Origin of the sequence: Rhodovulum bhavnagarense, assembly GCF_004343505.1 — a bacterium.
GTDB classification, from domain to species: Bacteria; Pseudomonadota; Alphaproteobacteria; order Rhodobacterales; family Rhodobacteraceae; genus Rhodovulum; species Rhodovulum bhavnagarense.
The window spans coordinates 88,400-110,649 of sequence record NZ_SLXU01000004.1; the positions used below are offsets into that span (position 1 = coordinate 88,400).

The following is a 22,250-nucleotide window of genomic DNA, read 5'->3' on the forward strand; positions in this document are numbered from 1 at the left end:
TGTTTAGATCTATTCCTACTCCTATTCCAATTGGCGCGACCGGCACGGTCGGCCGATCATCGCATCGCGGCCCCGCCCAACGAAAAGACCCCGCCACTCGGGTGGCGGGGCAAGGTCGTGCCGCGACGAGGGTCGCGGGCACAGGCGGTCGAATGGAAACTTGTCAGTGGGGACGGCCGGACATCTCTGAACGGATCTGCTGTCGCAGAACGTCGATCGGCACCGTCTTGCCGTCGCGCTTGAAATGCCAATAGGTCCAGCCATTACAAGAGGGCGCACCTTCCAGCGCCGCGCCGACCTGGTGGATCGAGCCGGTCATCGCATCGCCCACGAGCGTGCCATCGGCGCGCACCTTGGCGGTCTTGCCGCGCGGCGAGACCAGGACCTCGCCGGGGCGCAACATGCCGCGCTCGACAAGCTGACCGAATGGCACGCGTGGTTCGGCCCGTTTCGACGAAGACACCATCAGCGCCTCGCGGTCGAACCGGCGCACGCGCGACAACCGTTCCTCGGCAATCTTGCGATAGCGTTCCTCGCGCTCGATCCCGATGAAATCACGGCCTAGCATCTTGGCCACGGCACCCGTCGTACCGGTGCCAAAGAACGGGTCCAGCACCACGTCGCCGGGATTGGTGGTGGCCACGAGAACCCGGTGCAGCAGGCTTTCGGGTTTCTGCGTCGGGTGGGCCTTGTCGCCCTTGTCATCCTTGAGCCGCTCATGCCCGGTGCAGATCGGCAGCACCCAGTCTGAGCGCATCTGCACACCTTCGTTAAGCGATTTCAGCGCCTCGTAGTTGAAGGTATATTTTGCCCCCTCGGCCCTGGAGGCCCAGATCAGCGTCTCGTGCGCGTTGGTCAGCCGCTTGCCGCGGAAATTCGGCATCGGGTTGGACTTGCGCCAGACCACGTCATTGAGAATCCAATAGCCCTGGTTCTGCAACTCGGCACCCATGCGAAAAACGTTGTGATAGCTGCCGATCACCCAGATCGCGCCATTGGGCTTGAGCACCCGCCGCGCCGCTGCCAACCAGTCACGGGTAAAGCGGTCATAGGCGGCGAAACTGTCGAACTGGTCCCAGTGATCATCCACCGCGTCGACGCGGGAATTGTCGGGGCGATGCAACTCGCCCTTCAGTTGAAGGTTGTAGGGGGGATCGGCGAATACCAGATCAACGCTGGCCTCGGGCAGGCTGTTCATCTGCTCGATGCAATCGCCGGACAAAATCGTATTGAGCGGGAGCGCACGCCCCCCCTTGATCGTGGTCATGGTGTCTCACTGCCTCTGTTCGCGCCGGTGATCCGGCGTCGCGTATTGGGGCCAAATGTGAGTCAAAGGCGATTCGCCGTCAATTTCTTTTTTGAATCAGTCAGTTACAGATTTTCCTTGCACAAGATGTTGTGCACCGGCCTGAACGAACGCCTATGGTGTGGGCTGACCCCAATATCTCGAAGCGCCTGTAGATGCGCCTTTGTCGGGTAACCGGCATTAGCCGCCCAACCATAACCGGGAAACTGTTGCGCAAGCGCCGCCATGATCGCGTCGCGGGCGACCTTGGCCACGATAGAGGCCGCCGCTATCGACAGGCTGCGGGCGTCGCCCCTGACCACGGCCAAACCCCGGCAGGGCAGATCGCGCGGCAAGCGATTGCCGTCGATCAGTGCAAGATCGGGGGGCGTGGACAGCCCCGCGATCGCGCGGCACATCGCAAGGTGGGTCGCCCGAAGAATGTTCAGCCTGTCGATTTCCTCTACGCTGGCATGGGCGAGAGAGACCTCGGCCACCGCCCGGATATCCGCCGCAAGAGCCACGCGCCGCGATGCGGTCAGTTTCTTTGAATCGTTCAACCCCGGCGGCAGGCACAAGGGGTTCAGCCGCACCGCCGCCGCCGTTACCGGACCGGCCAGGGGGCCGCGACCGACCTCGTCAACGCCGACGATGACGCGCGCCCCTTGGGCGCGCGCATCGCTTTCCAGGCTGAAATCGGGTCGGGGCGCGGTCATGAGGCGTCACTCAAACGCCGAAGCCCCCCGAACACAAGCCCGAACCAGTCAGTCGGCCACACCGTAACCATACCGGTTCAGGCAGCGCAGGTTATAGACCTTACGATTGCCGCTCTCGACGCGGTTCTCGGGGACAAGACAGATATCGGGCAGGTTGAAAAGACCCGCCCCCGCCAGGCATTCCCCGGTGGCGACGCGGCGCGGGCCGCGCTTGGTCTGGACGGTCTTGACACACTCGTCCGGTATCGACCGGGGGCGGCGTCTTTCGGGAAAGGCGGGCCCGGTATCGTCGGACGGCGCGGGTACGATCACGTTCGGCCATGTGGCCCCTGCCCCGGGATCGGCACCGGGCGCAGGCGCCGGGGTATTATTCACCCCGGAATGTGGAAAGACACGATGGGGCGAGACAAGCGGCGCGGCCGGAGCCTCGGGCGGGCTTGCCCCGTCGGGCAGGAAAGGCCAGGGGACGATTTCCTGCCCCTCGCCCGTCGTCCCCGCCACCAACAAAACCGCCCCGTTATCCGGCGGCGCATCGGCCAGACCAGGAATGGCACCTATACCGAGCGCCGCAGCAAGCGGCAAAAGGGCGATGCGGATCGGGATCATGGGAGTTCCTTTCACTCCTGCGGCCTGCATATGCCTACATCCTTTGCCAAGTGATCATGGAAAGGCAACAATCCCTTACCACCTTTGGCCAGGTTCCGCTTGTTTGCACCGCGTGGGCGGTTGGTATTGAACTGTGCCGCGCGCTAACCCAAGGTAGCATCCATGTCTCGCCTTCTGACACTTGTCGCGGCCATGTTCGTGCCCCTTGCCCTGGCCGGTCAGGCCGCTGCCGGATGCTATGCCGATTACAAGGCAAGGCAGAACAACCCCCTGCGGCTGCATTACGGAGTGATCGAGTTGCCCGATACCGCCTGCGCCGACCGCGGCACCGCAGCGCGCGAGATCGATTACAGGATCGGGCGCGACGGGTGGCAACTGTTGAACGTGATGTCGATTTTCGACTCCGACGGTCTGGCCGATCGCAGGTCCAGCGCGGGAGACTACTTTCTCAAATACTGACTGAGACCCCGCTTTGACCGCGCTCTGCAAGCAGCCGACCGATTCGTCGCCGCAGCGCCGCCCCAAAGGGGACAGTCTTGCCTGACCGCCCCTATTGCCGCCGAGATGTGGACAACACGACCGGAGGCTGCCCCCCGACCTGACGCAGTTCCGTCAAATTTGTCGTTCTTGATTTCGAAACGCCAAACCCGGCGCGAGCCAAGACCAAACAGCGAAACCCGTCACGCACCAGCATTTCATGCCGGTCCCGCTAGGCGCCTCATTCTCACCGTTCGACAAAGTGAAACAATCAAGGCGAATAACACGCAGAAAGCCCCGCGAGGCGACCGCTCCACGGACATGGAAAAACCCAAATCGTGACAAATTTTACTTTTTCCAGTCGCCCGCTCGAACGTAGACTGTGGTTGCCTTGCTGGGGGGCGTTGTCTGTTGGCCATGGGGGATGGCCGCACATGTTGCCGTGACGGACAGTGCATTTGCGCCGTGCCGTTTCCTGCATCTCTGAACGGGGTGCTTGTGCCCTCAGGCTCGGTCATGTGCGCCATCCGAGGATCAGCAGCCATCGCCAGGGGTTGAGGGGACAGGATCGGCATCGTCGGTCCACCGCCCCTGGGCAGGGACGGATACGCAACCCCGGCAGAACGGTCATCTTTCCGGGGCTTGGGGAACGCTGCCTTGCGGGGGATGGGAATGGGCAACGAAACGGATGAAACGACACCTGTCGCGATCGAGGTAGCTTTCGGCATGCCCGTGACGGGAACCGGGCCGGTCGCGGCAGAAGAGTTCGGCGCCGTCCAGACCGGCTATACCGGCTTTGGCGCGTTCGACGAACAATTCACCGCGATGAACCTGACAACACTGCGCTGGCCGGGCGGTACACTGGCCGAGACCCGCGACGACGTCTATGGCCTTGATATCGATGGCCTGTTCGACGGTACGCAGCTTTACAATCCCGACCCCGACAGGGTGCGGCCCGACCTGACCGATACACTGGCCTACGCGGTGGAAAACGATCTGTACTTCGCCATGATCGTGCCGACTGTGCGCTATGCCGGCGATATCGAACAGGGCGAGGCCGATCTTGCCGCCTTCATGGCCGATCTTTTGTCGGGTACCTATGGGCCGCTGCCCGCGCAGTTCACCATCGAGATCGGCAACGAACACCGCGGCTACGACGTCTTTGCCGAGAATCCCGGCCTTTACGGCGAGATCGCCAACCGATTTGTCCTCGTGATCGAACAGGCGCTGACCTCGCCCACGATAAACCAGGTCGGGGCAGAAATCGATATCGCGGTGCAGATGGGGTATGACGCCGATGATGACCTTGCGATCCGGGCGGAAATGTCGGATGCGGCACTGGTCGCGATCGACAGCCTGATCTTTCACGCCCTTCCTCTGAATTTCGACGCGATCAACCGGGCCGAGGACAACCCGGCGGCGCATCCCGACGATTACGGTCAGACGAACTGGGAAAACCGCGCCGACTATTTTTCGGACTGGTCACAGGATGTCGCAGCCGCAGGGGGCGATCCCGCGCAACTGGAACTGTTCGTGTCCTCGATGACCATCGGCACTGCGGCTGTCGACCCCGCCTTTGTCGATCTAGACCACGAGGATTACGGTGCAGAGGCAGCCAGCGCCTACCTGGAACTGTTCGCGACGATGCACGGGCTGGGGATGGATGCAGGCGCGTTCTGGGGCGTGTCGGTAACCAACCTCAGCACTGTCAGCTACGACACGGCCGAGGGCATGTTGCTGACACCTGCCGGGGCCACGATCCAGTTGATGGCCGAAAACCTCGTGGGGTTGTCCCTGCTGGAGGGCTACCAAGACAACACACGCGACGACCCCGTGATGGTCTACGCGTTTGAAAATGACGACACCGCCATCCTGTTCCTGGCAAGCAACGACATCCCCGAGGCGGGCGTCAACGTCGAGATCGCGCTTGCCCCCCTCGAAACCGTCGGCACGGTCACGGCAACCTCTGTCACGGCCACAACCGGCGTCACCGCCCCCCAAGGGCGGCAAGACGTGACCGGCATCTACGAAGAGGGCGTATTGGCCGACGTCGAAACCGTGCTGGCGGGCGACACGCTGAGCGTGCCGATCACCCAGGACTTCCAGATCGTCATGGTCGCCATCGATAAGACAGGCCGCCCGGAAAAGGCCGGAGAGCCGGCGACGGTCATCGAGATCGAGGGCACGACCCAGGCCGATTGGATCACCGGATCCCCCTCTGCCGAGATCGTCTCTGGGCTGGCCGGGGCCGACATGATCGAGGTTGGCGGTGGCGCGGATACCGTATCGGGCGGCCTTGGCAACGATACGATCCATGGCGGCAGCGGCGACGATTTCCTGACCGGTGGCGGTCGCGACGACATCATACGCGGCGGGGCGGGCAACGACACGCTCAGCGGTGGCGACGGCAATGACACGCTGGTCGGCGGGGCGGGGGCGGACCAGTTCAATTTCAACTTCGATGCACTGGCCCATCTGCGTATCGACATGATCGAGGATTTCGAGGTGGGGGTCGATAGCCTGCTGTTGCGCGGCGTTGATAACGGCGGCAACGGCGCACAGGGCAGTCTCGACGCGCTGGAGATGACCCAGATCGCGGGCGGCGTTCGTATCGCCTATGACGGCCACAGGATCGACATTCTGGGCGAGGGCCTGACCTTGGCGGACCTGACCGGCGACACCATCATCTTTGCCTGAGGGCAGGCCCTGCACCAAGGGACGGGCGGGCCGGCGTCATTGCCGGCGCCCCGCCGCGGTCGTCCCGAAATCTTGCGCAACGCCCATCGCCAGCCATGTCGCCGACATGGGCCATGCACAGAGTTATTGCTCTTAGGGCATCAACGCATTCGTTCTGGCGACCAGGCAATAAGCGAAGTATTATTTCAAAACAATTGGTTGTCAGAACCCCCGCATTGCGCGCCAGCATAAGCATGCGCATCGAAATCAAAATAATGCGCAGTCCGCGCCATGCCGCTGGGCATGAAAAGGCCCGCCAAGAGCAGGCCGCAGGTCGTTCGATTTTACGCGGGGTCACGGGGCATCGTCAGCCCCAGCCAGCAAGAGGGCGGTCCGTTTCTCATGTTCAAAACCTTCCCGGGGGCTTGGGGCCAGCATGGGAATGCCGCCTGGGTCCGAGGTTGGCACCCTTCTGCACCCCCAAGAAAACCAGAGCATAAAATACTTTAGTATTAGAACCTTGGTTTCCCTCTACGCACCCTGCGAACCCGCTGCGTGGCGTCCGAGTGCAACAGAACCATAGCCAGCGCAATAACTGATAAAAAAACTCTCCTATTGCGACAGGCAAAAAGTTGAGTAATTTAATTTGCGATAAAATGACGCAACCTCACGCGAACAGGAGCCCCCCATGACGTCTATCACGTTGTCTCTGCGCATCAGCCTCGTTGCCGGTTCTCTTGCGGCGGCTGGCGCCGCCCAGGCGCAATCGGCGCGCGAGGTGATCGACGGCTATGCCGATCTGGCACTGGCCAAGTATTCCGACAGCCTGGCCGCCGCGCAGGCGCTGGACGCCGCCATCGACGCCTTCATTGCCGCCCCCAGCGCCGAGACCCATCAGTCGGCCAAAAACGCCTGGCTGACCGCGCGGGTGCCCTACCAGCAATCCGAGGTCTACCGCTTCGGCAATGCGGTGGTGGACGACTGGGAAGGCAAGGTGAACGCCTGGCCGCTGGACGAGGGATTGATCGATTATGTCGATACCGGGGCCTATGGCGAAACCAGCGAGGAAAACGGGTTTTTCCGCGCAAATCTCATCGCCAACCCCACCCTGACCGTCGGCGGACAAGAGATCGACGCGGCCGAGATCACGCCCGCGCTGTTGCAGGAGTTGCACGAGATCGACGGAATCGAGGCGAACGTTGCCACCGGCTATCACGCCATCGAATTCCTGCTTTGGGGGCAGGATACGAACGGCACCGGCCCCGGCGCCGGCGCGCGCCCCTACACCGATTTCGTGCAAGGGGATGGCTGCACCAACGCGCCCTGCGACCGGCGCGCGGATTACCTTGCCGCGGCCTCGGATCTGCTGGTCACGGACCTTCAGGATATCGTGGCCGCCTGGGGCGAGGATGGCGCCGCGCGCGCCGATCTGGCGGCGCAATCCGACGCCGAGGGGCTGGCCACGATCCTGACCGGCATGGGCTCGCTCAGCTATGGCGAACTGGCGGGCGAGCGGATGAAGCTGGGCCTGATCCTGCACGACCCCGAGGAAGAGCATGACTGCTTTGCCGACAACACCCACAATTCGCATTACTACGACGCACAGGGCATCCAGAACGTCTATCTCGGCCGCTACGAACGCCCCGACGGGTCGGTGATGGAGGTGCCTTCGCTCGCGGGCCTTGCTCAGTCGGTCAATCCCGAGGTTGACGCCGTCGTGACGGCCCGGCTTGAGGCGACCATGGCCGCGATGGGGGCGATGAAGGAGCGTGCCGACAGCGGGGTCGAGGCCTACGATCAGATGATCGGCTATGGCAATGACGCGGGCAACGCCATCGTGCAGGCCGCAATCGACGCGCTGGTCGACCAGACCCGGGCCTTCGAGGATCTGGTGGCCGCGCTTGATGCCTCTGACATCTCGGTCGAGGGATCAGATAGCCTCGACAACCCCACGGCGGTGTTCGAGTAACCCTCGGTCAGCCGTCAAACGCCTGAAACAACGGAGGGGCAGTATTTCCGGCCCCTCCGCAATCATTGAGCCTGCCTTGAAAATCCCTGCATCCTTTCTGTTACTTTGCGGCCTGACCCTTGTGCCGGGATCGCCCGTTACAGCCTTCGAAACGCCAGCCGACCGCAAAGCCCGTATCGTGGCATCCACGCAGGACTTCGGCGCGGCAGAACCTCACGAACACCTGCAAGGCGGCAGCGGCACCAACCGCAGCCGTTTCGACCGGAACGCCTTTTCCCTGCCCTCGGCTGCGCTGAGCTTCGAGGAGCGCGGCGACTTCTTCCTGGGCAACGGGGTGTTCGACCGCGCCTGGGTGGTCGCGCCGTCCTCGACGCTGGCCTCGGACGGGCTGGGGCCGCTGTTCAACGCACGTTCCTGCCAGGGCTGCCATGTCAAGGACGGGCGCGGCCACCCGCCGGCGCCGGGTGACGGCAACATGGTGTCGATGCTGTTTTCGCTGAGCGATGCGCACGGCAACCCCGACCCGGTCTACGGGCTCCAGTTCCAGGACCAGGCCGTGCCCGGCATGGCAGCCGAGGGCAAGGTCCGCGTCAGGTACCGGCCCGTGCCATTCACCTATCCCGATGGCACGACCGTCATGCTGCGCAAGCCTGTCTACACCCCCGATGCGGCGCTTTCGGACGGCGTTGCCCTGAACCCGAGGATCGCGCCGCCGATGATCGGGCTGGGCCTGTTCGAGGCGATCCCGGAGGCAGCCATCCTGGCCCATGCCGACCCGGCCGATGCCGATGGCGACGGCATCTCGGGCCGCGCCCACTGGCTGGCGGGCGCCGGGGGCCGCGTGCTGGGCCGTTTCGGATGGAAGGCGACGGAAGGCACGATCCGCGACCAGTCGGCCGTTGCCTTTCACAACGACATGGGGCTGTCGACCAGCCTGTTTCCCGCCCCGCACGGCGATTGCACCGCGGCCCAGACCGCGTGCCGCGGCGCGATCCACGGGGACGAGAATGACGGGCCGGAAGTGACCGACGACCTGCTCGATCTGGTGACCTTCTATGCTGCCAACCTGGCGGTTCCGGCGCGTCGCGACGTGGACGACAGGGACGTTCTGGCGGGCAAGGAATTATTCTACAAGGCCCGCTGCACCGCCTGCCATGTGCCGAAATTCGCCACCGCCGCCGACGCGCCCCGCGAACGGCGCAACCAGTTGATCTGGCCCTACAGCGATTTCCTGCTGCATGACATGGGTGCCGGCCTCGCCGACGCCACCCCGACCGGCGGGGCAGAGGCCGCCGAATGGCGCACGCCACCGCTCTGGGGCATCGGCTTGACCGAGGTGGTGAACGGTCACACCTTCTTCTTGCACGACGGTCGCGCGCGCTCGCTGGAGGAGGCGATTCTCTGGCACGGGGGCGAGGCCCTCACCGCTCGTGATACATTTGCCGCCTTCCGCGCCGAAGAGCGCGCCAAGATCTTGCGTTTCCTGGAGAGCCTATGAGCCGAAAACACCTCATCGTCGCCGCCTGTCTCTCGGCCTTGACCGCCGGACCGCTGGCCGCCGAATCCCGGCTCGACACCGCGGACGCCGCCCTGCTGCAACAGGGGCTGATCACGACGGCGGACGACTTCGTCCTGCCCGGTTATCGCGACTATGCCGAAGCGGCGACGGAGATGACCGAGGCGCTCGACGCCTATTGCAGCGGCACCGGACCGATTGCCCCGGTCCACGCGGCATTCGAGGACAGCTTCCTTGCCTGGCAGCGGATCAGCATCATCCAGATCGGCCCGGTCATGGCCGAAGAGGGACCGATGCGCCTGCAGCTCTGGCCCGACCCCAAAGGCTTTGCCCGCCGCGCCGTGCAGATGGCGGTGCGCGCGCAAGACCGGGGGCTTCTGGCCGAGGGCGGGCTTCAGGGCCGCTCGATCGCGCTTGTGAACCTGACCGCGCTGGAGGATCTGCTTTACCACGACCTCGCGCCCGGCACCTATGAATGCGACCTCGCGGGGGCCATCGGCGCCTATCAGGCCGATCTGGCGGGCAGCTTCGTGGCGGCATGGACCCCGGGTGCGGCGTTCCGCGCCGAGTACGACACGGCCATCGACGGGAATGCCCGCTATGCCTCGGTCGACGATCTGATCCGGGAGCTTCTGGCCGGGGCAGTCGTCCATGCCGACCGGTTGCGCAAGTTCAAGATCCAGCGCGGGCTGGGGCAAGCGCCCGGAGAGGCGCATCCCGAACGGACCGAGGCGGTGGACAGCGGTCTGGGGCTTGCCAGCATCCAGGCCGGTTTCCGCGCGCTGGCTGACCTTTACAAACTGCCCTACGGGTTTTTCGACATGACGACCGAGCTCAGCGGCACGAGCGAATACCACATGCTGGGCAAAACTGCCGGCAGCATCGCGGATGCCTTGGCGCTCGAGCCGCGCAGCCTTGTCGAGATCGTCGCCGAAGACGGCGCCATGGCGGCAGAATTGCGCAGCTTCGGCGAACTGACGCTGTATCACGAAACCTATCTCAAGACCGGTCTGCCGCAATCCATCGGTCTCACAACCGGGTTCACCTCTGCCGATGGCGATTGAAACAAGACGACAGGTTCTACGCGGCCTCGCCATGGGGCTGGGCGTGGTCTGCTGCCGCGGTGCGCTGGGGCAACCGGCAGAGCAGGCGGTCTATGTGGGTGTCGAGACCTCGGCCGAGTCGGGCCTGAGCCGGGCCAGCTTCTTTTCCGCCAGCGGCGCGCGGCTGGGGCAGGCGCCGCTCGATTTCCGCGCCCATGGCATGGCCGGGCATGGGCGCCGGTTGGCGGTCTTTCCGCGCCGTCCGGGCGATCGTTTCGCGCTGGTCGATACCGAAACGCTAGAGATACTGTCGATCGTGACCGCCCCGGCCGACCGTCATTTCTTTGGCCACGGCGCCTTTACCCGCGATGGCCGATATCTGCTGGTGACCGAAAACGATCTTGAGACCCTGCAAGGCGGGATCGGGGTCTACGAAACCACTGGCGCGTTTCGCCGGATCGGGCAGATCGCCTTGCCGGGGCCGGGCCCGCACGAAATCGCCCGCCAGCCGGATCGCGACATCTTTCACGTCGCGCTTGGTGGCCTGGAGACCCACCCCGCCTATGGCCGAACGCCGCTGAACCTGCATGACTTTCGCAGTCAGATCGTGATGCTGGATTTCGCGCGGGGCGACCTGACGCCGCTTGGCTACTGGCCGGGAACCGAGGGTATATCGCTGCGCCATCTGGCGATGGATGACCAAAGGCGGCTTTATATCGGCGGCCAGATCAAGAGCCGGGACCGCGCGATGGGCGAGGCCGTGCTATGGCTGGTCGAGGGCGATCGCGTGCAAAAGCTGGACCCCGAGGCCGCGCTTGGCGGCTATGTGTCCTCGGTTGCCGCGCATGGCGGGCGGGCCGTTGTCTCGTCCAAGGAAACCGGCGTGGCCCTGTGCCTGGACGGGCCACGGGCCATCGGGGTGCGGCGGATGGAGGGCGCCGGCGCCGTGGCCCTTGGCCCGGGCCTGTCGGCGGCGTCCGGCTTCACATTGCTGGATCTGAATGGCAGGCGGATCGAGACGCTGCCCCGGCACGAATTCGACAATCACGGAATGGCGGTCGGATAGGCGACAGGGCCGGGCAGATCAGACGAGGGGGCCGGCGCTAATCCAGAAGATCCTCGTACCGGGCATCGGTCAGCGTTTCCAGGAAGGCAACCAGCGCATCAATCCGCTGGTCGTCGAGGGCGGGACCGATTTCCAACTGTTCCAGCGACACAGTCTCGGGCACCGGCGGCGGGCCGAAGGGTTCACCGGTCTCGGGGTTGATCTTCCGCGCCTGTGACTTCGTATTGTAGGTGTTGTAGAACAGGATGACGGTACGCAGGTCCTGAAAAACCCCGTTATGCATGTAAGGCGCGGTCACCGCGACATTGCGCAGAGTCGGCGTGCGGAACTTGCCACGCTGGGCCGGATCATCAACACCCGGGTTATCGAAAAGCCCGCCGTCGATCGTGCCCAGCGGTACACCGTTCATCTCGCGCAGGGTACGGTTTTCGGGCGTTCCGATATTGTGATAGCTGTGATCGGTAAAGGTCTCGGCCGGGTCCATCTCGGTCTCGGCCAGCTTGTGACACTCCGCGCAATTGGTGAACTGCTCCGAAAAGAACAGCAGGCGGCCAAGCTCTTCCTCCTGGGTCAGTTCCGCCTCGCCCCGCAGCCAGCGGTCGTATTTGGAATCGAACGGCGCGAACATCTCGGTCCGTTCGAAGGCGGCGATTGCGCGGGTCATGGCCGTATAGCCGGCCTCGGCGTCATCCAGCACGCCCCTGCCATAAAGCGCGGGAAAGGCCGCCATATAGACCGGGTCTTCGCGCAGGCGCGCGACAACGGATGCCCTGTCAGGCATGCCCATCTCGATCGGGTTCAGCGGCGGGCCGGCGGCCTGATCCTCAAGCGTGGCGGCGCGGCCGTCCAGGAACTGCCCACCGATCCATTCGCCATCTTCGCCGCGGTGGAAAGTCGGGATCAGCGCCGCATAGCTGGCCGTGGGCGCGTTGCGGTCGCCCAGCGACACCCCGTCATCGCCGGGCGAGGCCATGCCGCGCGGATCGGCAAAGCCGTAGTCGGGGTTGTGACAACTCGCGCAGGCCTGCGTCCGGTTGGCCGAGAGGTTGACATCGAAGAACAGCCGCGCGCCAAGCGCCTCGGGCGTCTGGGGCACCTGTTCAGACATGCTCCCGGCTGATGGGCTACCAAGAACCAACGCGACAGGCAGAGCGGCGAGAACAGACCTGATGGCGATCGACATGCGCATGACGTTTTTCCGACATAGATAGTCAGGTATATGACCGAACGCATGAGCCGAGGCAAGGCAACCTGATTTTCGGGATACCATGTATCAGCGCACGGGGGGGGCTGGCCGGTCAGCGTCCCCTCGGCGGCCCGACAGACAAGTCCTTGATCGGGCTGGAAACCAGGGGGTGCCATTCCGTGTTCGCATACCGCACCGCTTACGCCCTCACATTGTGACTTGTGGTTTGTCCACCTCTACATATGGTTCTTGCGTCGGACCAGGCGGCAACGTCCCTGACAGGAGGGCCCGGCGCCGGCTTACCCCGGGGACCATGGCGGACGATTGACGGTATACCGGCGCGCCATGACCAGGGCAAAGTGGCGATAGGATGGGCCGATTCATTGCCCCTGCGCGTTACGGGAGTGCTGGATTTCCGGCTCTTCGGCGAGGATCGCCGCTATCGGGGTGCTGTCGCCATGGCGTCGTGGAAAGGCCTCGCGCAGCGGCGCCTCGGCCAGCGCGCTTGCCAGCTCCTCGCCCAGGGCCTTGTGCATGGCCATGTGTTCGGCGTTATCCTCCAGCGGCACGCCCGGTTTCCAGACCCGCGAGAGATCACGCAGCGCCGCGCGGTCGAATTCAAAGAAGGTGCGCGTGGCATTCTCGGCCTCGACCGGGGTCAGGCCCGACCTTTCGATCACGCTCCGCCCGGTGCGCAGCGCGCTGTCGAACAGTTCTCGCACCACGTCATCGGCCCCGGCGCGCAACAATTCATATGCGTTCACGCGGTCTCGCGCACGGGCGATTATGAACAGGTCGGGCCGCACCCGGCGGGCATGGGCGACCAGCTTGGCCGAGGCGACTGGGTCGCCAAGGCAGACAACCAGAACCTCGGCGGTCTCGATCCCGGCAGAGGCCAGCAGTTCGGGCCGCGTGGGATCGCCGAAATAGGTCTTGAACCCGAGGCGTCGCATCCTCTGGACCACCCTTAGATCGTGATCGACAACGGTCGTGGCGCACCCCATCATGGTCACGATGCGGTTGACCGTCTGACCGAACCGCCCCATGCCCGCTATGATGACCGGGTGGCGTTCCTCGATATGGTCATGGTCGGGCCGTTCGCCATCCGGGCGCTGACGCAAGCGCACCATCACCTGGTGCATGATGAACAGTGCGGGCGTGATCAGCATCGACAGCGCGATCACGAGGTTCGCCAAGTTCGCGACATTCTGCGGCAGGATGCTCTGAGAGGCGGCAAAGGCGCTGAGAACGAAACCGAACTCGCCCGCTTGGGCCAGTCCCAGCGTGAACAGCCAGCGATTGTCGCGATCCAGCCGGAAAAGCAATGCCAGCATGTAAAGAACCGCCACCTTGATCAGGACAAGGCCGGTCACGTAGACCGGCACCATGACAGGCGCCTCGCGCACAAAGGAAAAATCCATCCCCGCGCCCACGGTGATGAAGAACAGGCCCAGCAAAAGACCCTTGAAAGGTTCGATCGAGCTTTCCAGCTCGTGCCGGAATTCGGAATTGGCCAGAACCACGCCCGCGAGAAAAGTTCCGAGCGCGGGCGAAAGCCCCACCATCAGCATCACCGAGGCGATGCCGCCCACGATCACCAGCGCCATCGCGGTGTTGAGTTCGCGAAGCCGCGCGGCCTGGACAAATCGAAAAAGCGGCCGCACGAGGTAGTGGCCGGCCAGAACCGTTCCCATCACCGCGCCCAGCGTCACCAGGGTAACGCCCCAGGCCGGCAACTCGGCAATCAGGCTGACAGGGCCGTGATCCCCGACCACGTTCCCGTGTCCTGCGCCATCGATCGCGAGAAAGGGCATGACCGCCAGCATCGGGATCACCGCGATGTCCTGCATCAGCAGTACGGAAAACGCGCTGCGCCCTCCGGGCGTGTTCATCAGCTTTTTCTCGGACAGGGTCTGCAACACGATCGCGGTCGAGGACAGCGCAAAGATCATCCCCATCGCCAGCCCCGCGCGCCATTCCTGGCCGAATGCGATCGCCGCGATCGTGATCAATGCCAAGGTTATCAAGACCTGCAACCCGCCCAGCCCGATCAGCTTGTCCCGCATCGCCCAAAGCACGCGCGGCTCAAGTTCGAGCCCGATCAGGAACAGCATCATCACCACGCCGATCTCGGCGAAATGGCGCAGGCTATCCATCTCGGACCCGGTCAGGCCGAGAACCGGACCGAACAGGATGCCGATCAGCAGATAGCCCAACACCGACCCAAGACCCAGCCGCGAGGCGATCGGCACCAACAGCACGATTGCCCCGAGATAAAGCGTGGTCTGGAAAAGGAATACGTCCATCCATCCGCCCCCTTGCGGCCACGGCCCCGCGTGGCGCGGTGTCTCACCTTTCAGGCATTGCGCCAAACTAGCGACTGTCCCGCCCGCGGCAAGTCAAATCCCGTCACCGGCACGGCAGCCTATCCGCGAACCTGTCATCCCTGCACCACACCGCCCGGTCGGCAAAGCGCCCGCGACGGCGGGAGGGGTGAACATTCCGCCCCGGCCGATCTAGACTGCGCGCGAGACGAGGATAGTGGCGATGACGGACAGAACACATCCCGGCCCCGCGGCACTGGATATCGAAAACGCGGGCGAGGCGCAGCACCTGCGTTTTGCCGGCCGGGTGGGGATCGACAATCTTGCCGAGATCCAAGCCCGGCTCGCAGGGGTCGTTGCCGCCCCCCGCGTCGTTATCGACCTGTCGCAGGCTGACATGATCGATACCTCGATCGCCTGGGTGATCGAGACCACCCGCCGCAAGCTGGTTGACGCGGGCGGCACGGTCGAGATCAAGGGGGCCGCGCCGGACCTTGCCAATCTTCTGGACACCGTTGCCGAGGCGATGCCCGTACCCGAACCTGTCCCGGCGCCGCCCGGCGCCCTGATTGCCCTTTTGACGGGGCTGGGCAAGGCAATGACCGGCCTTGGCTCGGCACTGGTGGAGTTCGCGGGCATTCTGGGGCTTTTTCTCGCCCGGCTGGTCCAATCCGTGCTGAGGCCGCGCCGGTTTCGGCTGACCGCACTGGTCCACCATTGCGAGGCGGTCGGCGTTCAGGCGGTTCCGATCGTCGCTCTCATGGCGTTCCTGATCGGTATCGTCCTCGCCTTCCAGGGGTCGGCGCAGCTTCGCCAGTTCGGGGCCGAGGTCTTTGTCGTGGACCTGATCGCGATCTCGATCCTGCGCGAGCTGGGTATCCTGTTGACCGCGATCATCGTGGCGGGGCGCACGGCCTCGGCCTTTACCGCGGCCATCGGCTCGATGAAGATGCGCGAGGAAATCGACGCGATGCACACCCTCGGGATCGATCCTGGTCACGCGCTGATCGTGCCGCGGGTTCTGGCCATGGTGGTGATGCTGCCTATCCTGGGCCTGATCGCGAATCTCTCGGGACTGTTCGGGGGGGCGCTGATGTCCTGGGTGGAACTGGGCATCTCGCCGGCAATGTTCGTGACCCGGCTGGTGGAAGGCACGGATGTCGAGCATGTCATTGTCGGCCTGGTCAAGGCACCGGTTTTCGCGGTGCTGATCGGGGTTATCGGGTGCCAGGCGGGACTTGGCGTGGGCAAGACGGCGGAATCGTTGGGGCGGATGACATCGTCGGCGGTCGTGGCCGCGATCTTTGCGGTGATCCTGGCCGATGCGCTGTTTTCCATCTTTTTCCAGAGGATCGGGATCTGAGAATGGCCCAGACGGTGATCGAGGTCCGGGGCCTGCGCAACCAGTTCGGCGCGCATGTCGTTCATGACGGATTGAACCTGGATGTCTATCGCGGCGAGGTTCTCGGGGTCGTGGGGGGCTCTGGTTCAGGCAAGTCGGTCCTGTTGCGCACCATTGCCGGGCTGCAAAGGCAGGCGGCCGGAACGGTGCGGATGCTGGGCGTCGACAACCAGACCGCGACAGAGGCCGAACTGGCTGTCCAGAGCCGCCGGATCGGCGTGATGTTCCAGGACGGGGCGCTGTTCTCGTCGCTGAGCGTTGCCGAGAACGTGGAACTGCCGCTGAAATCCGTCCCGCGCCTGGCCCCCGAAACCCGCCGGGCGCTGGCGCGGCTGAAGATATCTATGTCGGGCCTGCCATGGAGCGCGGGCGACAAGTACCCTGCCGAGTTGTCGGGCGGGATGCGCAAGCGCGCGGGACTTGCCCGCGCGCTTGCGCTTGATCCCGAGATCCTTTTCCTGGACGAGCCGACGGCCGGGCTTGACCCGATCGGCGCGGCGGCTTTCGATACGCTGATCCGCAAGCTCTCGCGCACGATGGGGCTGACCGTTTTCCTTGTCACCCACGACCTGGACACGCTTTACGCAGTATGCGACCGGATCGCGGTGCTTGCGGAAAAACGCGTGCTGGTCACCGGTCCCATCGACGATATGCTGAAGGTCGACCACCCTTGGGTACAAGAGTATTTCCAAGGGCCCCGTGCCCGTGCCGCGCGAGATACGATTGCGACACGCCCCCGAAGGGAGTAAGCGAAAGCCATGGAAACCCGCGCGAACTATGTGCTGATCGGGGCCTTCACGCTGGCTGGCTTTGTGGGCCTGTTGTTGTTTTCCATGTGGTTCGCGCGGATCGAACTGGACCGGCAATATGCCTATTACGACATCGAGTTCACATCGGTGTCGGGCCTGTCGGCAGCGTCCGAGGTGCGTTTCAGCGGGCTGCCGGTCGGACAGGTCGTCGATGTGCGCCTGTCGCCGGATGCAAGCGGCAGGATTCTGGTGCGCATCGAGATCGGTGCTGATACACCTGTGCGCACAGGCACCATTGCCACGATCGAATCCCTAGGCGTGACGGGGGTTGCGCATGTGGCCCTGTCCGCGGGCGATCCGGGCAACCCCTTGTTGCAACCGGCGCCAGGGCAGGATGTTCCCGTGATTTCCTCGGGGCGCTCCACGCTTCAGACTCTGACCGAGGATGCACCGCAGATTGTCGAGGAGGTGTTGGCATTGACCCGCCAACTGGGCGAGTTTCTGGGCCCGGATAACCAGGCCCGTGTCGGGACGATCCTCGAAAATCTCGAACGCTCATCGGGTGATCTTGGCCGTGCGCTGGACGATTTTTCCGCGGTGACCGACACGATCGCCTCGTCCAGCGGAGAAATCGCGGCCTTTACCGGCCGGCTTGAGGCGATATCGGCCGCTGCGGTGCAGATGCTGGAAACCGCCGATGACACGCTCTTGGCCGTGACCGACCTGGCCGGACGGGCACAGATGACGCTGGATGCCGGCGACGCGACGCTGGAAAGCGGGCGCGCGGCCCTCGAGGCCGCCGATCTCTTTATCCGAAATGAGTTACCACGCCTGGCCAGCGATCTGACCGAAGCAGCCGAGGGTATTCGCCGGCAGATCGACACGCTCGGGGCCGATGCGCAGGCGACGCTGGCGGAATTCCGCAGGACCGGCACGCTTGCCTCGGCCCGCCTTGCAGAGGCCGAGGCGACCCTTGCGGCAACCGACACCATGCTGGCGGATGCCTCGCGCACGCTTGACAGTATCGACACGGCTGCCCGCCGGTTTGACGGGTTTCTTGCCAATGACGGCACCGCCCTCGTGACCGAGGCGCGCGGGCTGATCGCCGAGGCCGGGCGCGGCGTCGCGGCAGTGACAAGCTTTGCCGAGACCGACCTGCCCGATATCGTCGCCGATATCCGAACCGCCAGCGAAACCGCAGCGCGGGTCGTCGATGAGGTCGGGGCTGACCTGTCCTCTGCCGCCGGCCGGCTGGACAGCGTGACGGCCGAGGCCTCGGATACGCTGGGCGTGGTTTCCAACACGTTCCAAAATGCCAACCAGACCCTTGAACGGCTGAACGCCGCCCTTGAAACCGGTGACGCGGCACTTGCCGCCGCTGACCGGGCCTTTGCCACGGCCGACCGCGTGATGACCGGGGATATTGCCGACATGGCCGGGGCACTGCGCGAGACGCTGGCCCGTGTCGATGCCGCCATCGCGCAGGTTGCGGACGATATGCCGGTGATTACCGGGGATCTGCGCGAGACGGCTGCACGCGCGAACGCGGCCTTCGACGAGGTGGAACGCACCGCGGCCAGCCTTGGCCCGCCGCTCAGGGCCTTTGCCGGGCACGGCCTGCCGGAATTCGCCACGCTTGCACAAGAGATGCGTGAGCTTGTCCGAAACCTCGACCGCCTGGTGACGCGCATAGAACGCGACCCGGTCGAGTTCCTGGGGCGCCAGACGCCCGTCTACAGACGCTAGGACCCCCCAATGCAGCGCCTCGTTTTCCTCGTTCTTTCCGTCACTCTCGCGTTGCCGGGCTGTTCTGCGATCGGCGCGCTTGGCCGGGCAGGCGGACCGCCGCAGGACGTATTCGAAATCCGAGCACCGGCCGATCTGCCGGTTGCGCGCAGCCGGGCGGGGGATGTCGATTTCATCATCGCGGTACCCGCGGCCAGCGGCGCGCTGGATACAGACGGGATAATGGTCCGCCCAGGCGCCAACCAGGTTCAGTACCTGCCGGATGCACGGTGGTCCGAGAACGCGCCCGTGATGGTGCAGAGCGCGCTGGTCGAGGGGTTCGAACGCACCGGCGCTTTCGGTTTTGTCGGGCGTCGTCCCTTGGCGGGATCGGGGGATCTGGCGCTGGTCAGCAGCCTGACGGATTTCAACGCCGAGATCCTGCCGGACCGGCAGGGCGCCGTGATCCGCATGACCCTGATGGCCCGCCTTGTGCGCGAGGATGACGCCGCCGTCCTGGCCAGCCGCCGCTTTAGCGAAGAGACCGTCGTGACCGATACCCGCGACGCGGCGATCCTGGCCGGTTATGTCTCGGCGGCAGAGCGTGTTCTCTTCGATCTGACCGCATGGGTTCTGTCGGCCCGCAATATCACGACCTTCTGAGCCGGGCGATCCGGCAAGGGGCGTTGCCTAGCGCAACGCTGCGGCAAGGCGCTGCCATTCCTCGCGACAGCCCGGCAGGCCCAGCCGCAGCCAGCGATCCGCACCGGGAAAGACGCGTGACCAAATCCGGTCGCGGGCAAGTCGCGCCTGTGCGGCCCGCGCGTCGGGCGTGTCATAAAGCCGGAACAGCGCGGTGCCGCCCACAAGGTGCCACCCCGCCCCCGCGGCCAGCGCGTCGGCGCGGGCGGTCTCTGCGGCGAGGCGCCCGATACTGGTCGCGCGCCAACCCGGATCCGACAGCGCCCGCGCGCCGATTTCCAGCGCCGGCCCAGACACCGCCCACGGGCCGGCGCGTTCGCGCATCCGCTCAAGGCTGGCCTGCGCACCCAGGGCAAAGCCCAACCGCATTCCGGCCAGCCCGTAGAACTTGCCGAACGATCGCAGAACGATCACGTTGCCGGGGCAGTCCCCGCCCAGCATGGACAGTTCCGGGTGAGGGTCGGCAAAGCTTTCGTCGACGATCAGAAGGTCAACCTGTCGCGCGATCTGCGTCAACCGGGCGGGATCGGTGCGGCGACCGTCGGGGTTGTTCGGATTGACCACGATCGCCATCGCGGCCCCCTCCAGCGCATCGAGATGGGTCACGGGCTGGACCGCGTGACCAGCCGCCGCAAGCACACCGGCATATTCGTTATAGGTCGGAATGACGATCCGCACCGGCCCCTCGATGCCGAGCGTGGGCAGCAGCTGGATCGCCGCCTGCGCACCGGCAAGCGGCAGGATGGACCAGCCCGTGCCATAGGCCATCCGCGCCGCCGCAACCAGCCGGTCATGGGCAATGCGGCCAGGCAACGCGGCCCAGGCCTCGGCGGGCAGAGACGCAACAGGGTAGGGCACCCGGTTGATGCCGGTGGACAGGTCAATCCACTCGTCGGGCTGGCCCCCGAAGGTTTGTATCGCCATGGCCAGGTCACCGCCGTGATCGCGTCTCATCCGCATTCCTCGTTCATGCCATCGGGATCATAACCGCCAGCGCCAGCGCCAATACCATCATCCCCCGCAGGTACAGTGCCAGCCCCCGCGCCATGGTCTGCGCGTCCGGGTCCGGGGCGGCGGCATTCAGCCAGGGCTCGTCACTGCTCCGTTCGCCATAGGCCCGCGGCCCCGATAGCCGCACGCCAAGCCCCCCGGCCATCGCGGCCTCTGGCCAGCCCGCATTGGGCGAACGGTGAGACCCCGCATCGCGCAGCATCGTGCCTGCCGCCGCGCCCGGCCGCGCGCAGACAAGGCAAAAGATCGCCCCGGTCAGCCGGGCCGGGACCAGGTTTGCAATATCGTCGAGCCGTGCCGCCACCCTGCCGAAATGGCGATACCGTTCGGTTCGATGCCCGATCATGCTGTCCAGCGTGTTGATCGCCTTGTAACCCGCGATCCCCGGCAGGCCCAGGATGACACCCCAGAAAACCGGCGCCACCACCCCGTCAGATGCGTTTTCGGCCAGGCTTTCCAGCGCGGCCCGCGCGATACCGGCGCGGTCAAGCTGCGCGGGGTCGCGCCCCACGATCATCGCAACAGCCTTGCGCGCGCCGTCCGGGTCGCCCGCCGCGAGGGGCCTCGCCACGCGGGCGACATGATCGTAAAGGCTACGCCCCGCGACAAGCGGCGCGGCAACAAGTCCCGTCAGAACCGCGCCAGCCCATCCGCCGGGCAATAGCACCGCCAGGGCCAGCGCAGGCAGAACCGCCGCCGTCAGCGTGACGATCACGACCGCCCCGCCCAGGATCATCCGCGTCCGCGCGGACCGCGTGGGCCGGTTCCAGCGTCGTTCAAGCCACGCGATCAGCCGGCCCAGCCAGACCACCGGGTGACCGATGCGATCATGAAGCCTGTCAGGCCAGCCAAGGATGCCCTCGACCAACAGCGCGATCAGCATCGCCGCGGCGCTCATGCCGCGCCCCCCGCGCGGAATCGCACGACCCCGAACAGACCGAGGGCGCGCAGGGTCTGGCCCGTATCCGGCGGCACGGTGCCGGGCGCAAAGATCAGCCCCAGCGCCGCACCGGTATGCGCCGCAACAACGCCAAGCGCCCCCAGCCGTCGCCCCGCCGCCTGGACAGGCGCGGGATCGGGCCCGCCGCGCAGCGCATGGTTGCGCCGCGCACTTTCGCTGGCCAGGGCCGCGAACCCGGCGCGCGTGGCGGTTCTCCTCCAGTCCGCGACAAGATCGTCGATGTCGGCAAAGCGCATATCGACCGGGTCGGTGGGGCGCCCCGCACCGGCGAACCCGCCCACGACATCAATGGCAGGCAGAGGCGGCAGTGACCCCAGTGCAACGGCCCGGCGCGGAGCCCAGAGCGTGCGCTCGGGCCGGGCCAGCATCAAGGGGTCGGTCGCGCCTTCCAGCGACAGACATAGCGCGGCCTCGGCCTCTGGCGACAGCGCCCCCCCGGACAGACAGCGCGCCGTCGCCAGCAGGGCCGCGGTCGAGGCCCCCGCCCCACCCCCCGGCGGCATGTCCGCGCGCAGGCGCAATCGCCCGCGCGCGCGCCCGAGGCCAAGGGTCGCGAAGAGTTGGCGCAGACGCGTGCCCGACAGGACCGGCCGCGCCCCCTGCCACAATCCAAGCCCCGGCCCCGGTTTCCAGGTCGCCCGCACCGCCAGCGCCGGGCAGGGCAGCGTGATCAGTGCAACGGGCCCGTCGGGGCCAAGGCGGCCTTGCAGCAACTCGCCAAAATGGCCAGCCACGCGGGTATGATGCGCGACGCCTCGCGGCGGGCAGTGGGGATGGTGGCGCATGCGGCTCTCGACAGGATGAACGGCCGATTGAATGACATTCCCAAGGGGGCT

The 22,250-nt window shown here is 65.4% G+C and carries 18 protein-coding genes; 10 read left to right on the forward strand and 8 right to left on the reverse strand.

Going from position 1 to position 22,250, the window contains the following annotated elements; genetic code table 11:
- Window positions 1–163: 163 nt before the first annotated feature.
- From EV663_RS06475 to EV663_RS06485, 3 genes are all read right to left on the reverse strand, one after another.
- Window positions 164–1,267 (reverse strand): site-specific DNA-methyltransferase, encoded by a 1,104-nt coding sequence (locus EV663_RS06475; protein ID WP_132950978.1) that lies wholly within the window; start codon window positions 1,265–1,267, stop codon window positions 164–166.
- 104 nt (window positions 1,268–1,371) lie between these two features.
- Window positions 1,372–2,001 carry a ribonuclease HII gene (locus tag EV663_RS06480; RefSeq protein WP_132950979.1) on the reverse strand — a complete coding sequence of 210 codons (630 nt, stop codon included), beginning with the start codon at window positions 1,999–2,001 and terminating at the stop codon, window positions 1,372–1,374.
- Window positions 2,002–2,049: 48 nt separating this feature from the next.
- The gene (locus EV663_RS06485; protein WP_132950980.1) at window positions 2,050–2,607 is read right to left on the reverse strand and encodes a hypothetical protein; all 558 of its coding nucleotides are present in this window, start codon (window positions 2,605–2,607) and stop codon (window positions 2,050–2,052) included.
- 162 nt (window positions 2,608–2,769) lie between these two features.
- On the opposite strand from EV663_RS06485, the gene EV663_RS06490 reads away from it, so the two are divergent.
- The 6 genes from EV663_RS06490 (at window position 2,770) to EV663_RS06515 (ending at window position 11,354) form a co-directional block, all read left to right on the forward strand.
- Window positions 2,770–3,066, forward strand: coding sequence for a hypothetical protein (locus tag EV663_RS06490; protein WP_132950981.1), 297 nt, complete (start codon window positions 2,770–2,772; stop codon window positions 3,064–3,066).
- 690 nt (window positions 3,067–3,756) lie between these two features.
- Window positions 3,757–5,781, forward strand: a complete 2,025-nt coding sequence (locus EV663_RS06495) for a calcium-binding protein (protein WP_207904403.1) — start codon at window positions 3,757–3,759, stop codon at window positions 5,779–5,781.
- Window positions 5,782–6,448: 667 nt separating this feature from the next.
- Window positions 6,449–7,729, forward strand: coding sequence for an imelysin family protein (locus tag EV663_RS06500; RefSeq protein ID WP_132950983.1), 1,281 nt, complete (start codon window positions 6,449–6,451; stop codon window positions 7,727–7,729).
- Between the two features lie 76 nt (window positions 7,730–7,805).
- On the forward strand, window positions 7,806–9,227 hold the full coding sequence (locus EV663_RS06505) for a di-heme oxidoreductase family protein (protein WP_243697888.1): 1,422 nt from the start codon (window positions 7,806–7,808) through the stop codon (window positions 9,225–9,227).
- Window positions 9,224–10,309: an imelysin family protein gene (locus tag EV663_RS06510; protein ID WP_132950985.1), complete on the forward strand. Its 1,086-nt coding sequence runs from the start codon at window positions 9,224–9,226 to the stop codon at window positions 10,307–10,309. The genes EV663_RS06505 and EV663_RS06510 overlap by 4 nt, the downstream gene beginning before the upstream one ends.
- Window positions 10,299–11,354, forward strand: a complete 1,056-nt coding sequence (locus EV663_RS06515) for a DUF1513 domain-containing protein (RefSeq protein WP_132950986.1) — start codon at window positions 10,299–10,301, stop codon at window positions 11,352–11,354. The genes EV663_RS06510 and EV663_RS06515 overlap by 11 nt, the downstream gene beginning before the upstream one ends.
- Window positions 11,355–11,391: 37 nt before the next feature.
- Here EV663_RS06515 and EV663_RS06520 read toward each other — a convergent pair whose 3' ends face one another.
- Window positions 11,392–12,462, reverse strand: a complete 1,071-nt coding sequence (locus EV663_RS06520; protein WP_243697889.1) for a cytochrome-c peroxidase — start codon at window positions 12,460–12,462, stop codon at window positions 11,392–11,394.
- A 458-nt stretch (window positions 12,463–12,920) separates the two neighbouring features.
- Entirely contained in the window at window positions 12,921–14,846 is a 1,926-nt protein-coding gene (locus EV663_RS06525) for a monovalent cation:proton antiporter-2 (CPA2) family protein (protein WP_132950987.1), read from the reverse strand.
- A gap of 241 nt (window positions 14,847–15,087) precedes the next feature.
- Between EV663_RS06525 and EV663_RS06530 the strand changes: the two genes are divergently transcribed.
- Genes EV663_RS06530 through EV663_RS06545 form a run of 4 tightly spaced genes read left to right on the forward strand, consistent with a single transcriptional unit; the run spans window position 15,088 to window position 19,403 of the window.
- Window positions 15,088–16,227 (forward strand): ABC transporter permease, encoded by a 1,140-nt coding sequence (locus tag EV663_RS06530; RefSeq protein WP_132950988.1) that lies wholly within the window; start codon window positions 15,088–15,090, stop codon window positions 16,225–16,227.
- Between the two features lie 2 nt (window positions 16,228–16,229).
- On the forward strand, window positions 16,230–17,015 hold the full coding sequence (locus tag EV663_RS06535) for an ABC transporter ATP-binding protein (protein ID WP_132950989.1): 786 nt from the start codon (window positions 16,230–16,232) through the stop codon (window positions 17,013–17,015).
- Window positions 17,016–17,024: 9 nt separating this feature from the next.
- Entirely contained in the window at window positions 17,025–18,761 is a 1,737-nt protein-coding gene (locus EV663_RS06540) for an MlaD family protein (protein ID WP_132950990.1), read from the forward strand.
- 9 nt (window positions 18,762–18,770) lie between these two features.
- On the forward strand, window positions 18,771–19,403 hold the full coding sequence (locus EV663_RS06545) for an ABC-type transport auxiliary lipoprotein family protein (protein WP_132950991.1): 633 nt from the start codon (window positions 18,771–18,773) through the stop codon (window positions 19,401–19,403).
- A 27-nt stretch (window positions 19,404–19,430) separates the two neighbouring features.
- Here EV663_RS06545 and cobD read toward each other — a convergent pair whose 3' ends face one another.
- From cobD to EV663_RS06560, 3 genes are read right to left on the reverse strand one after another with little or no spacing between them, the layout of a single operon-like run.
- Entirely contained in the window at window positions 19,431–20,396 is a 966-nt protein-coding gene (gene cobD / locus EV663_RS06550; RefSeq protein ID WP_132950992.1) for a threonine-phosphate decarboxylase CobD, read from the reverse strand.
- A gap of 13 nt (window positions 20,397–20,409) precedes the next feature.
- The gene (gene cbiB / locus EV663_RS06555) at window positions 20,410–21,351 is read right to left on the reverse strand and encodes an adenosylcobinamide-phosphate synthase CbiB (protein ID WP_132950993.1); all 942 of its coding nucleotides are present in this window, start codon (window positions 21,349–21,351) and stop codon (window positions 20,410–20,412) included.
- The gene (locus EV663_RS06560; protein ID WP_165910145.1) at window positions 21,348–22,199 is read right to left on the reverse strand and encodes a propanediol utilization protein; all 852 of its coding nucleotides are present in this window, start codon (window positions 22,197–22,199) and stop codon (window positions 21,348–21,350) included. The genes cbiB and EV663_RS06560 overlap by 4 nt, the downstream gene beginning before the upstream one ends.
- Window positions 22,200–22,250 lie beyond the last annotated feature (51 nt).

Bases quoted from the DNA above. Each gene is read 5' to 3' on its own strand.
- EV663_RS06480 (WP_132950979.1), bottom strand. From the start codon at position 2,001: ATGACCGCGCCCCGACCCGATTTCAGCCTGGAAAGCGATGCGCGCGCC.
- EV663_RS06495 (WP_207904403.1), top strand. From the start codon at position 3,757: ATGGGCAACGAAACGGATGAAACGACACCTGTCGCGATCGAGGTAGCT.
- EV663_RS06530 (WP_132950988.1), top strand. From the start codon at position 15,088: ATGACGGACAGAACACATCCCGGCCCCGCGGCACTGGATATCGAAAAC.
- EV663_RS06525 (WP_132950987.1), bottom strand. From the start codon at position 14,846: ATGGACGTATTCCTTTTCCAGACCACGCTTTATCTCGGGGCAATCGTG.
- EV663_RS06475 (WP_132950978.1), bottom strand. From the start codon at position 1,267: ATGACCACGATCAAGGGGGGGCGTGCGCTCCCGCTCAATACGATTTTG.
- EV663_RS06515 (WP_132950986.1), top strand. From the start codon at position 10,299: ATGGCGATTGAAACAAGACGACAGGTTCTACGCGGCCTCGCCATGGGG.
- cbiB (WP_132950993.1), bottom strand. From the start codon at position 21,351: ATGAGCGCCGCGGCGATGCTGATCGCGCTGTTGGTCGAGGGCATCCTT.
- EV663_RS06510 (WP_132950985.1), top strand. From the start codon at position 9,224: ATGAGCCGAAAACACCTCATCGTCGCCGCCTGTCTCTCGGCCTTGACC.
- EV663_RS06485 (WP_132950980.1), bottom strand. From the start codon at position 2,607: ATGATCCCGATCCGCATCGCCCTTTTGCCGCTTGCTGCGGCGCTCGGT.
- EV663_RS06500 (WP_132950983.1), top strand. From the start codon at position 6,449: ATGACGTCTATCACGTTGTCTCTGCGCATCAGCCTCGTTGCCGGTTCT.
- EV663_RS06540 (WP_132950990.1), top strand. From the start codon at position 17,025: ATGGAAACCCGCGCGAACTATGTGCTGATCGGGGCCTTCACGCTGGCT.
- cobD (WP_132950992.1), bottom strand. From the start codon at position 20,396: ATGAGACGCGATCACGGCGGTGACCTGGCCATGGCGATACAAACCTTC.
- EV663_RS06560 (WP_165910145.1), bottom strand. From the start codon at position 22,199: ATGCGCCACCATCCCCACTGCCCGCCGCGAGGCGTCGCGCATCATACC.
- EV663_RS06535 (WP_132950989.1), top strand. From the start codon at position 16,230: ATGGCCCAGACGGTGATCGAGGTCCGGGGCCTGCGCAACCAGTTCGGC.
- EV663_RS06490 (WP_132950981.1), top strand. From the start codon at position 2,770: ATGTCTCGCCTTCTGACACTTGTCGCGGCCATGTTCGTGCCCCTTGCC.
- EV663_RS06520 (WP_243697889.1), bottom strand. From the start codon at position 12,462: ATGTCTGAACAGGTGCCCCAGACGCCCGAGGCGCTTGGCGCGCGGCTG.
- EV663_RS06545 (WP_132950991.1), top strand. From the start codon at position 18,771: ATGCAGCGCCTCGTTTTCCTCGTTCTTTCCGTCACTCTCGCGTTGCCG.